11 protein-coding genes are annotated in these 11,457 nt (G+C 39.0%); 2 read left to right on the forward strand and 9 right to left on the reverse strand.

The features are described from left to right. Positions 1–97: 97 nt before the first annotated feature. From rny to IGL86_RS12320, 3 genes are all read right to left on the reverse strand, one after another. A complete protein-coding gene (rny, locus tag IGL86_RS12310; protein ID WP_002354863.1) occupies positions 98–1,654 on the reverse strand; it encodes a ribonuclease Y in 1,557 nt (518 codons plus the stop codon). A 396-nt stretch (positions 1,655–2,050) separates the two neighbouring features. Then, positions 2,051–3,097 (reverse strand): recombinase RecA, encoded by a 1,047-nt coding sequence (gene recA / locus IGL86_RS12315; RefSeq protein WP_002354860.1) that lies wholly within the window; start codon positions 3,095–3,097, stop codon positions 2,051–2,053. A 113-nt stretch (positions 3,098–3,210) separates the two neighbouring features. Then, entirely contained in the window at positions 3,211–4,455 is a 1,245-nt protein-coding gene (locus IGL86_RS12320) for a competence/damage-inducible protein A (protein WP_010706982.1), read from the reverse strand. A gap of 191 nt (positions 4,456–4,646) precedes the next feature. On the opposite strand from IGL86_RS12320, the gene IGL86_RS12325 reads away from it, so the two are divergent. After that, the gene (locus IGL86_RS12325; RefSeq protein ID WP_033625547.1) at positions 4,647–5,852 is read left to right on the forward strand and encodes a hypothetical protein; all 1,206 of its coding nucleotides are present in this window, start codon (positions 4,647–4,649) and stop codon (positions 5,850–5,852) included. Between the two features lie 78 nt (positions 5,853–5,930). Here the strand turns inward: IGL86_RS12325 and IGL86_RS12330 are convergent, their stop codons facing one another. The 3 genes from IGL86_RS12330 to IGL86_RS12340 all read right to left on the reverse strand — a co-directional run bounded on the left by IGL86_RS12330 (position 5,931) and on the right by IGL86_RS12340 (position 7,664). Further along, positions 5,931–6,560, reverse strand: a complete 630-nt coding sequence (locus IGL86_RS12330; RefSeq protein ID WP_025188758.1) for an NAD(P)-dependent oxidoreductase — start codon at positions 6,558–6,560, stop codon at positions 5,931–5,933. A 155-nt stretch (positions 6,561–6,715) separates the two neighbouring features. Beyond that, entirely contained in the window at positions 6,716–7,192 is a 477-nt protein-coding gene (locus tag IGL86_RS12335) for an Rrf2 family transcriptional regulator (RefSeq protein ID WP_002408372.1), read from the reverse strand. An 88-nt stretch (positions 7,193–7,280) separates the two neighbouring features. Beyond that, entirely contained in the window at positions 7,281–7,664 is a 384-nt protein-coding gene (locus IGL86_RS12340; RefSeq protein WP_002358999.1) for a YccF domain-containing protein, read from the reverse strand. 163 nt (positions 7,665–7,827) lie between these two features. On the opposite strand from IGL86_RS12340, the gene IGL86_RS12345 reads away from it, so the two are divergent. Beyond that, complete coding sequence (locus IGL86_RS12345; RefSeq protein ID WP_010713701.1) at positions 7,828–8,619, forward strand: hypothetical protein; 792 nt, start codon at positions 7,828–7,830, stop codon at positions 8,617–8,619. Positions 8,620–8,671: 52 nt separating this feature from the next. On the opposite strand, the gene IGL86_RS12350 is transcribed toward IGL86_RS12345, so the two are convergent. The 3 genes from IGL86_RS12350 to IGL86_RS12360 form a co-directional block, all read right to left on the reverse strand. Further along, a complete protein-coding gene (locus IGL86_RS12350) occupies positions 8,672–9,808 on the reverse strand; it encodes an ArgE/DapE family deacylase (protein WP_002367472.1) in 1,137 nt (378 codons plus the stop codon). A gap of 129 nt (positions 9,809–9,937) precedes the next feature. Then, complete coding sequence (locus IGL86_RS12355; RefSeq protein WP_010824032.1) at positions 9,938–10,822, reverse strand: RsiV family protein; 885 nt, start codon at positions 10,820–10,822, stop codon at positions 9,938–9,940. A gap of 24 nt (positions 10,823–10,846) precedes the next feature. Continuing rightward, positions 10,847–11,344: an RNA polymerase sigma factor gene (locus tag IGL86_RS12360; protein ID WP_033625735.1), complete on the reverse strand. Its 498-nt coding sequence runs from the start codon at positions 11,342–11,344 to the stop codon at positions 10,847–10,849. Between the last annotated feature and the right edge of the window lie 113 nt (positions 11,345–11,457).

Genomic DNA, 11,457 nt, shown 5'->3' on the forward strand with positions numbered 1-11,457 from the left:
AAGTTTTGGTTTTAAAAGATTAAAAAAAGTGTCTCAACGAACAATCCTTGCAATTGTTCATTGAGACACTACACGCGATACTTATTCGCTTTTTATTTTATTTCGCATAGTCAACGGCACGTGTTTCACGGATAACCGTTACTTTGATATGTCCTGGATAATCCAAGTCATCTTCAATTTTCTTCCGAATGTCTCGAACTAAACGAACAGATTCTAAATCAGAAATTTCTTCTGGTTTCACCATGACACGAACTTCACGTCCTGCTTGAACAGCAAAACTTGAATCCACGCCTTCAAAACTATTAGAAATATTTTCTAAGTTTTCTAAGCGGCGAATGTAGTTTTCTAACGATTCACTACGTGCACCTGGACGGGCTGCAGATAACGCATCTGCGGCTGCCACTAAAACAGAAATAACTGAGGTTGCTTCCACATCACCATGATGCGAGGCAATGGCATTAATAACTACTGAATTTTCTTTATATTTCGCAGCTAATTCTGCGCCAATCTCAACGTGAGAACCTTCAATTTCATGATCTAATGCTTTCCCAATATCATGTAGTAAACCTGCACGTTTTGCTAATTGAACATCTTCGCCTAATTCGGCGGCTAAAACGCCAGCCAGTTTTGCTACTTCGATTGAGTGGTTCAAGACATTTTGACCATAACTTGTTCTGAAACGTAAACGGCCTAAAATTTTAATTAAATCAGGATGTAACGTATGAGCACCTACTTCAAAGGCTGCTTGTTCTCCGTATTCACGAATCCGTTCATCCATTTCTTTACGTGATTTTTCTACCATTTCTTCGATGCGAGCGGGATGAATCCGACCATCTTGGATTAATTTTTCCAAGGTCATTCGAGCGATTTCTCGTCTGATTGGATCAAATCCGGATAACACAACCGCTTCTGGCGTATCATCAATGATTAAGTCAATCCCTGTTAATGTTTCCAATGTACGAATATTACGTCCTTCACGACCAATAATGCGACCTTTCATCTCATCATTTGGTAAAGTGACCACGGAAACAGTTGTTTCAGAAACAGAATCGGCGGCGCAACGTTGAATTGCTAGGGAAAGCAAGTTCTTCGCTTTGCGATCAGATTCTTCTTTGGCACGTTGTTCTGACTCCTTGACCATCAAGGTTAGTTCATGATTCAACTCTTCTTCTGTTGACTTCATAATAATCGATTTTGCTTCTTCTTTTGAAAGGGAAGCAATTCGTTCTAATTCTTGATGTTGCTGATTAATTAAGTTTTCTACTTCTTTTTCTCGCTCATCAATTAATTGCTGTCTAGCACCAAGTTTCTCTTCTTTTTCTTCCAGTGAGCCTTCACGTTTTTCAAGAGAGTCATCTTTACGATCCAACGTTTGTTCCCGTTGAATTAAACGATTTTCTTGAGATTTAAGTTCTAATCTGCTTTCTTTCAACTCACTTTCAATTTCTGAACGATACTTCTGGTTCTCTTCCTTAGCTTCTAGCAATGCTTCTTTTTTCAGTGTTTCTGATTCTTTCCGAGCGTTCTCGAGAATACTCGACGCTGAAATTTTTGCACCATTTATTGCTTTATCATGACGTGACTTTGCAATAACAAATCCTAAACCAAGACCGACAATCAAACCGACGATAGCGAGGAGAATATTTAAAACCATATTTCCACCTCCATACTATCTTTTTGTTAATTCATATCTTGTAGTTTTTTGATAAACTAAAATCAATTATCAATATGCCTACTTGCATATTTGTGCATACACACAATTTTATTCTAATGTTTGTCGCGAAAGGTGTCAACTTAAAAAAGCCCTTTCTTTTGGAAAGGGCAGCAAATATTAGACAACGTCACATTTTTAGGTTTCCGCCGTCACGAATTGTTTAAATTTTAGAACAAACGCCGCATAGTCTGCTGTTTGACTAAGCTGCTTGATGTGGATGGGTTCGGACATGGACAACAGTCTATTTAACAATTTAGTTCTAAACAAAAAAAGACAACACCTGTCCTGTTCAGTAAGTGTTGTCTTTCTTCTTAACGAGTCGTATTCACTCGTTATTTATTCATCTAAAGGTAGTTCTTCTTGACCTTCTGCTTCTTCTGTAATGGTTGAACCGTCACCGATGCCATATGCATCACGGACCAATTTAGACACTTCTGCCATCATTTCAGGATGATCCGCCATGTATTGTTTGGCATTTTCACGGCCTTGGCCAATTCGTTCTTCTTTGTAGCCATACCAAGCACCACTTTTGCTGATAAGGTCTTTTTCCACAGCCATATCTAGTAATTCGCCTTCTTGGGAAATCCCTTGGCCATACATGATATCAACTTCTGCCACTTTAAATGGTGGCGCCACTTTGTTTTTAACGACTTTAATTTTTGTGCGGTTACCGACGATGTCTGTTCCTTGTTTTAACTGTTCTGCACGACGGACTTCTAGACGAACCGTTGCGTAGAATTTCAATGCACGTCCACCAGGAGTTGTTTCAGGATTTCCGAACATCACGCCAACTTTTTCACGAATTTGGTTAATGAAAATAGCAATTGTTTTTGTCTTATTAATTGAGCCTGATAATTTACGTAGTGCTTGAGACATTAGTCGAGCTTGTAAGCCGACATGGCTCGCTCCCATCTCACCATCAATCTCTGCACGAGGAACTAACGCAGCAACCGAGTCGATGACAACGATGTCAATCGCACCACTTGAAACTAAGGCATCGGCAATCTCTAAGCCTTGCTCACCCGTATCTGGTTGAGATAAAAGTAATTCATCAATGTTAACGCCTAGTTTCTCCGCATATTGAGGATCCAATGCATGCTCAGCATCGATAAAAGCGGCTGTTCCACCATTTCGTTGCACTTCTGCAATTGCGTGTAAAGAAACAGTTGTTTTACCTGAACTCTCAGGACCATATACTTCAATAATTCGGCCACGTGGATACCCACCTACGCCCAATGCAACATCTAACGCTAAAGAACCACTAGGGATAGTTGAAATTTTTTGATCAGCTTTTTCGCCTAATTTCATAATAGAACCTTTCCCAAAGTTCTTTTCAATTTTTTTCAGTGCGGCATCTAAAGCCACTTTACGATCATCTGCCAATGGATAATCCTCCTTTAATTTATATAAACTTATTTTTCATTTCCTGTTAGTAGGTCTATCATATCTCTTTTGTACCAAAAAAGCAAGAAAAAACCGAACAAACATTCGCATATTTATTTTTTATTAATGATTCGGCGCCGCAAAAGATCTAACCCTCGCATAACCGCACTCTGTCTAATATAATTTCGGTCACGGTTAAAATGGAAACATTCTGCAACGGTTGGTTGGCCTTCTTCCGCCAGCCCAATCCAAACAGTGCCTGTCGGTTGACCTTCGATTGGGTCACCAGCGACCCCAGTAAATGATAAACCATAGTTAGATTTAGCTAACTGACGCGCTTTCTCTGCCATTTCTTTGGCACACGCTTCACTTACCGTGCCATGTTCTTCTAAAAGTTCATGAGAAATTCCTAAAAAGTTCTCTTTTGTTTCTTGCGAATACGTCACGAAGCCTCCCTTAAAAATCTTCGAAGCACCCGCAATTTCCCCCAGTGTACTTTGGAATAGGCCAGCGGTGAGGCTCTCAGCAGCCGTGACGGTTTGTCCGTTTTGTAATAACAAATCCACTGTTACCTTGGCTAAACTATTGTCATCCCCATACCCATAAAAATAGTCTCCCACTTTAGCTAAAACCTTTTCTTCCGTCGCTGTTAATAATTCTTCGCCAGCTACTAAGTCTTTTGTTTTAACTGTTAAACGAAGTGTCACTTCATTAGCCTTAGCATAAGGCGCAATGGTTGGATTCGTTTGGTGCGCAATCAACGATTGAATCTCGGTCACCAGCTGTGATTCACCAATGCCATAAAAACGCAAGACTCTTGAAATCAATTGTTCTTCTTGTGGAAACGCATCAATCAATAAAGGTCGTGCCGCTTGTTGGAACATCGGAATTAATTCATTGGGCGGCCCTGGTAAGAGCAAATAGCTTGTTGTCCCTTCTGTTACGAAAGAACCAACCGCTAATCCTGTCGGGTTTTGAAGAACTTGTCCACCTTCAATGGCTAACACTTGTCGTAGATTATTTTCCGTCATTGGCCGCTTAGACTGTTGGAAAAACTGGTGCAAGCGGTTCAATCCTTCTTGATCTTCTACTAATGATTTATGGAGATGTTGTGCGACAACTTGCTTGGTTAAATCGTCTTCTGTAGGTCCTAGCCCTCCACAAAGGACAATTAAATCACTTCTTTGTTCTGCTTCTGTTAGTAGCGTTTCTAAGCGGCCGCCGTTATCACCAACAACGGTCTGATAGTAAACATCGATGCCTAGCGCAGCTAACTCTTCTGATAAAAAGGTGGCGTTGGTATTCACTACTTGTCCCAGTAATAACTCTGTTCCGACTGCAATGATTTCTGCTTTCATTGATTTCCCCTTCTCTAATAACATACGTAGTTAAACTCACTTTCCATTTTAGCACAACAAAATTTTTACAAAAGAATTTGAGCTTCAGGAAATAATTTTTTTATCAGGAAATTTATTAATTATTACGAAAAAAATGTTCATTTTCTCACAATACATTGTATAATAACGTTATATCGAAAGGAGAGAAATGAATGAGTGTAGTATTAGTACTTTTGGGTCTATTAGGGTTACTTGTCAGCGGGGGACTGACTATCAAAGCATTAATTAAGAAACAACCGAAAAAACAATATGGCTATGCCGCATTAGCAAGTGCCGCTCTATTTATTGGTGGGGTTGCCACGACAGATTCTTCCCCAACGCTTTCACTTGATGCAGAGAGTGTTGAAACCGATGCCAATGGCTCAGCCACCATCAAAGGCGAATACGATGGCAGCAGCAAACTAACGGCCAATGGCAAGGAAGTAAAAACGAAAGACAAAACGTTTGCTTACAAAGTAAAACTGTCCGATGAAAAAACGCAAAAAATCACCTTTGTGGCTGAGAAGAAAGATACCAAAGTTGAAAAATCAGTCGAAGTCACACCATCAAAAGAATTTATTGCGAGCATCACAGATTCTGAACAAGAATTGGCCAAAACAGAAAAAGCCTTAGCTTACGCTGAAAAACAACCTTCTCAGAAAAACTATGATGAAGCCGCAACCTTAGTATCTTCATTAAGTCAAGAATACGAGGAATACAATGATCGCCTTGAAAAAATCAAAAAAGCAGTACCTGTTGATGAAGCAGTTACAACTGCTGAAAAATCTAAAAGTAAAAGCGATTATCAAGCAGCTGAAAAATTAGTAGCTGCTGCCCCAGTTGGCAAAGAAGGATTTCAACAACGATTAACGACTGTTCAAACCGCTATCGCTGAAAAAGAAAAAAATGAACAATTAGTCGCCAGTGCAACTGCCGCTGTTGAAAAAGCTGAACAAGAACCAACCAATGAAGCTTACTATAATGAAGCGGTCAAACAAATTGACGCTTTAAACTCCCCAAATCAAGCTTTAACAAAACGGGTAGCCGTTGTTAAAACTCAATTAGATGCCCACAAAGAAAAACAACGAAAAGAAGCAGAAGCTCAGAAACTAGCCGCTGAAAAAGCGCAAAAAGAACAAGCCGAAGCGGCAGCAAAAGCGCAAGCTGAAGCAGAGGCGCAACAAGCCGCACAGGCGCCGGCGGAAGTCGAGACGGCTGCTGCGGAAGCACCAAGCGGTAACGCCTTAATTAAAGGGTCACGTAATGGAATTTATCATGTGCCTGGAAGTAGATATTATAATAGAACCACTAATCCAGTGGCTTGGTTCTCTACTGTTGAAGAAGCAGAAGCAGCAGGATACCGAGCACCCAAACAGTAAATACATTAGCAATAATTAATCAAACAAGAAAATGGGGCCTCCGTTGTTTTAACGGAGGCCCCATTTTTCTTGTTTCTTTTATTGATACACACTAATTCGTTGATTTGGGTGTGCATTACTTTCCACTTCATCTAACATGGCAACGGCGTAGTCTGCGTAACTAATGTAGCTGTCACCTTGACTATTGGTTGTTAATTCTTCGCCAGCGATTTCATAATGGCCTGTCGCAGGACCATCAGCATCAAACATGGCTGCAGGACTAATATAGGTCCAGTGGATGTTTTGAGCTTCTTTCAATAAGTTTAAAGCTTCGCCCATCGCCGAAGCTAATGGCTGAATTTCTGCTGGGAATGATGGTGTATCTTTTAATTGAGTTGTGTGTTCTGGGTCCACATACAAGGTTCCAGCGCCCCCAACGACAAACAAGCGCGTTTTTTGATTGGTTAAAATCTCAATCAAATGCTGGGTAGATTTGGGGAAATCTTGCACATTAGGGAATCCTAAGGCACTAATTAATACATCAAACGCTTGAATATCTTCTGTTGTTAATTGATAAACATCTTTTTCAATGGTCGGTGTGCCATCTGTTATTTTTGAGGCATTACGAACGATGGCTGTCACGTCCATCCCGCGACGTTTAGCTTCTGCTAAAAGTAATTGTCCTTCTTTTCCTGTTGCTCCTAATACTGCTACTTTCATGTAAATCATCCTTTCATTTTTAAATAGAACTAAAATAGTTACATTTGACACTTTAAAAGTAGAGCTTGAAAAAAATTCACTTTGAATTTTTCCCAAGCTTAGAGGCCGATAAACGGCGGGAACAGAAGCAACTCCTTCGGAAATAAGCCGAAATTCTCCAAAAATTAAAGAACAATTTCTGGAAATTCCTTCTTATTTCTCGGAGCTGAACACTTCTTTCCCGACCTCTTAACTTCTATTTCATGAATCACATCTGCTAAGGTGATGCTTTTCAATTCTTCTTCCATTTTTTGTTGCACTTTAGTAAATTCAGTTTCTAGTACCGATTGGATATTTGCCCCAACGGAACAGTTTGGATTAGGATTTTGATGAATATTGAAAATCTCTCGTTCCAATTCAACCGCTGTATAAATTTCATACAGTGAGATCTCTTCTGGTTTCTTTAATAAGGTATTTTTATTGGCTCCACGCATGGAATGAATCAAGCCGGCTTTTTTTAACTGGCTCATTAGTCGTCGAACAACGACTGGATTCGTATTCACGCTCGAAGCAATGTATTCAGAAGTCACTTGTTCTTGAGGACCTGTTTCAATCAAACTTAAAATATGAATCGCAACACTTAATTTCGTTGACATGGCCATGTCTAATCACTCCAAACTAAATGTAACGTTATTTGTTACATTTACAGAATACGCTGTTTCGTTTTATTTGTCAATGAGAAACCTCTGACTATTCAAAATAAAAATCATTTGTTGAAACAACACGGGCCCCAAACGGCATTAACGCTAATTTCGCCAATTTAAAGGATTGTTGCCCAAACGGAATACCGATGATTGTCAGACAAAGCAACAAGCCACTAATACAATGCCCAATTGCTAATGGTAGTCCACTGATAATCAGCCAAATAATGTTTACCACCAAAGATACGCCGCTATCACTATACACGACTCGCTTTTTAAACGGCCAAAAGCTCAATCCCGCTAATTTGAAACATTGTAAACCAATCGGAATACCAATGATTGTAATGCACCAAATCACGCCTGCGAATAGCCACGATAAGCCACCAAAAAAGCCGCCAAAGATGAACCATAAAATATTGCCAAGTGTTTTCATTCTTGTTCCTCTACTTTCCTCATTAAAAATTATGCATGTGAGTAAGTATACCATGAAAGCTTCTTTTTGTTTCAAACAATATTGTAAGGTTGCTGACTCGTTAAAAGACGAAGACGGTGTTTCATGATACAATGAAGAAACTAACGATAAAGGAGTAGACTTCATGGACTTACATTTAACCGTTGATTTAAAAAAAACAAAGACACTCATTGATTTAGCCGATCAGGCCCACTTAATCATTGAACAAACAACTAAATTACCGAAAAAAGAGGCAGCGATTCTTTTCTTGCTAAGAGATAACCAACTAGTTGCTTTAGGACTTGCTGAAGAAAAAGCTACATATAAAGAAGTTTCTTTTGATCACTCGATTTTATTGAAACCGACTTGGGACACAGAACTTGCCTATTTAGCGCAAGCTTTCCTAGATGATGCGAAAGAAAGTGGTTTAACATTGGAAGCAACCCCAACGACAGTCAAAATTCCGAAAAGTGCGGTAGCGACAGTGACTAACTATAAAGAAACAGTCACCTTTATCTTGGAACGTTTTGGCTACTCTCTGTTTAAAAAACCGGCGCCGAAGAAAGCCAGACCAGCCAAAGCACGCCACAAATGGACAAAAGAAGTTAGCCAAATTCCTTTTTATATTGATACTCGACAAAGCAAAGCAACTGTTTTTTGGCAAAAGCGCAATGAAATGCTTATTAAAGCTGGCGCGACAATGATGCCAGAAGCCCCTTTAAATAAAGACGGGTCTGTCGGTTTCTCCGCTAGATTTGGTGAAAAACTTCGTGATGAACGCAAGGGCCAATTTAAAGACTTTGTCACAACGGAAGATATCATCTTAAAAAGCGTTAATGAAGTCGGCTTGTTTCTCTATTTTGCTGGAACAAACAGCTGGTTAGAGCTAGTTGATGAGAACGGCAAAACTTTAAATGAATGGACTGTGGTGGAATAAACCTTATAAAAAATGTCGCACCTGATTTTTATGATTCAGGCGCGACACTTTTTTAATTTAAATAACTTTTTGCTATCGCTTGATACTTATCAATCATATCTAAATAATTATCAATTTCGACATATTCGTCGACTTGGTGTGCAGTAGTGGTCACACCTGGTCCAAAGACAACGCAATCAAATGTATTGTCTGATTTAGTAAATTCAGCTAAGTCTGTGGTCCCAGCGCTTGTCACTAATGGTAATGGTTGATCAAATTGGGCTTGAATGGCTTGAATTAACGCAGAATCTTTCTCAGCTTTTACAGGAATTTTATTGTAATCAATCGTTAATTCTAACTGATGTTTTTCTTTTTTGTTCAATTCATCGACAATTTTTTGTAATAACGCAATGACTTGGTCGTTGCTAAATTCTGGAATTGAACGGATATTCCCTTGCAAGGCTGCTTGACCTGGAATACTGTTCACTTGTGTGCCACCTTTAATGACGGTTACATTGTGAATCGTTCGACCTAATTCAGGATTTTCATAGTTTGCTGTGACTTCCGCCATTTGTTGGTTTGCTTCTGTAATAAATTCGTTCAAATTATTAATCGCGTTAATGCCTTCTTCTGGCATCGAACTGTGGGCTTCTTTTCCGTGTGACACAACAGAATAGTTAATTGAACCCATGTGCGCATACATCAAGTTATAATTGGTTGGTTCTCCAATGACTAAGGCACTTAAATCATCCGCATAGCCTTTTTCAGTTAATTGGCCAGCACCTAGCTCACCGACTTCTTCACCAACTGTACCTAAAAATTTAACCGCTCCATTTAATGGAACTTCCTTTTCTTTTAATTCAATCATTGCTAAAACCATTGCGACTAAGCCGCTTTTCATGTCCGTTGCGCCACGGCCATACAATTTATTTCCTTCAATATGGGCCGCAAATGGCGGGAAAGTCCATTGACTTTCGTCCCCTTCAGAAACCACGTCCATGTGGCCACTAAACCCTAAGACTTTTTCTCGGTTTTCACCTAAATAAGCAACCAAACTACTACGATTTGGTGCATAAGAAACAAGTTCAGAAGGGATCTCATATTTCTTCAAAAGATTTTGTAAATAGATTGCCACTTCTTCTTCGTTTCCATTTACAGATTTAATTTTAACCACATCTTGTAAAATACTAATTTTTTCTGATTTTTCCATTGCCATTCGCCCTTTCTTGTTATGCTTAATTCTAGTGTACGCTTCTCTCAGTAAAACCGCAACTGACTTGGTTAGGTCAGTAAAAAACACGCGACAGTTTTAAGAAATGTCGCGTGTTTTTTACTGAGTTTATTTTAAATAATTAGGCGCTGCCAATTCATTCTCAATGACTTGATTAGGAATCACAAATTCAGGGGTGCCCATATAGTAAGGCGCAATCTCTCCTTGAGAAAACACAATCACTAATTGGTGTTTTTCATTGATATAGAAAGGTTGGTCCTTTTTAATTTTTTTGAAGGGTTGAACATCACTGGGGGCATCCTCTTTTTCGGACCAGTATATTTTATTGCTATCGTTCTTCATTTGGTCTGCTATTTGTTGTTTAATTTCACTACTAATGACATCAATGTAAAAATCATTTTTAAAAATTAAGGGGAGTGAAACGACAACATTGGCTCGTTTGTCGATGGTGTCATATTTCGTTGTCGTCGCAGAGCTGCCTTTAATTTCTGTGAAGGTTCGTTTGACCACTAGGAAGCGACGGTCGTCCACAACTTTTTCATAATCTCCAGTGACTGAAACACGAGAACCATCAAACAATTGCCCTTTGACTTGTTGAAATTCTGTTTGGGCTTCTTTCAAGTATTTTTTGTTGAGCGTGTCGGCTACTGAAGATTCTTGGGATGTTTGGATTTTAGGGACATCGATGTTTACTTCACTTTCCTGTTTTTTCGCTGTCAACGTTTTGATGGTGACTAATTGAACAATTTTATCTAACACAGGAATGTTGCGGGCTGCTTCACTAAAACCTGGAAACAAATTGACTGATAAGACAAAGCCACAAGCCACCACTACACTACTTTGCAGTGAGCGGTTTCTAAAACGAAGCCAGGTGTACCGCTTTTTCTCTTTATGAAAACGCGCTTTGACTTCCGCTTGTAGATCCGTTGGCAACGGTTGTTGGCGGTATTCTTTTGAAAAGTTTTTAACAACACTTTTTACAAAATCTTCCATTATTTTTTCGCTTCCTTTCTTTTACTAATTCATTAGACTTCGGAGTTCATTCAAACTGCGGTACATCTTCGTTTTAATCGTGTTTTCGTTAATATCCAGGATCAAAGCGATTTCTTTTAGCGTAAATCCTTCAAAAAATTTTAATAGAATAATTTCACGATTGGGACTATCTAATTGATTAATAATTTCTTCAATTTCTAAAAAACTGCGTTGGGGATTATTTAAAAGAGCTAACACATGTTCATCTTTTTCAATATGAACAGCTTCTCGTTTCTTTTTACGCCAATAATCTGTCGCTACAGAAAGCAGAATTCGAAAGAACCACGCGTCAAAATCCTTAATATCGGGTCCTTTTTGGATGGCCTTCAGTGCCTTTTCAAAGCTTTCTTGAATCACATCCAAGGCATCTTCTTTCGAATGTGTATAGTTAAAGGCAATGCGATACATTTTTTCATATTTGGTATCAACAAGCGTTTCTAACGCACGAATTTGTTTTTTTCTTTTCCAACCATCGAAAACCATCGATTTCTGGAACCTCCTTTCCTGTACACTTATATAGACGAATCACAAGCATAAAAAGTTTCAACTTTTTTATTATTTTTAATTTTTATATTCTAAAAGAAAAAGCGCGGTAC

It is taken from the genome of Enterococcus sp. DIV0774, assembly GCF_050539095.1.
Taxonomy (GTDB): Bacteria; Bacillota; Bacilli; order Lactobacillales; family Enterococcaceae; genus Enterococcus; species Enterococcus faecalis.

Excerpts from the sequence above, each read along its gene's own strand:
- IGL86_RS12330 (WP_025188758.1), bottom strand. The coding sequence starts at position 6,560 with ATGATTTACATGAAAGTAGCAGTATTAGGAGCAACAGGAAAAGAAGGA.
- IGL86_RS12320 (WP_010706982.1), bottom strand. The coding sequence starts at position 4,455 with ATGAAAGCAGAAATCATTGCAGTCGGAACAGAGTTATTACTGGGACAA.
- rny (WP_002354863.1), bottom strand. The coding sequence starts at position 1,654 with ATGGTTTTAAATATTCTCCTCGCTATCGTCGGTTTGATTGTCGGTCTT.
- IGL86_RS12335 (WP_002408372.1), bottom strand. The coding sequence starts at position 7,192 with ATGGCCATGTCAACGAAATTAAGTGTTGCGATTCATATTTTAAGTTTG.
- IGL86_RS12360 (WP_033625735.1), bottom strand. The coding sequence starts at position 11,344 with ATGGTTTTCGATGGTTGGAAAAGAAAAAAACAAATTCGTGCGTTAGAA.
- IGL86_RS12340 (WP_002358999.1), bottom strand. The coding sequence starts at position 7,664 with ATGAAAACACTTGGCAATATTTTATGGTTCATCTTTGGCGGCTTTTTT.
- IGL86_RS12345 (WP_010713701.1), top strand. The coding sequence starts at position 7,828 with ATGGACTTACATTTAACCGTTGATTTAAAAAAAACAAAGACACTCATT.
- IGL86_RS12325 (WP_033625547.1), top strand. The coding sequence starts at position 4,647 with ATGAGTGTAGTATTAGTACTTTTGGGTCTATTAGGGTTACTTGTCAGC.
- IGL86_RS12355 (WP_010824032.1), bottom strand. The coding sequence starts at position 10,822 with ATGGAAGATTTTGTAAAAAGTGTTGTTAAAAACTTTTCAAAAGAATAC.
- IGL86_RS12350 (WP_002367472.1), bottom strand. The coding sequence starts at position 9,808 with ATGGAAAAATCAGAAAAAATTAGTATTTTACAAGATGTGGTTAAAATT.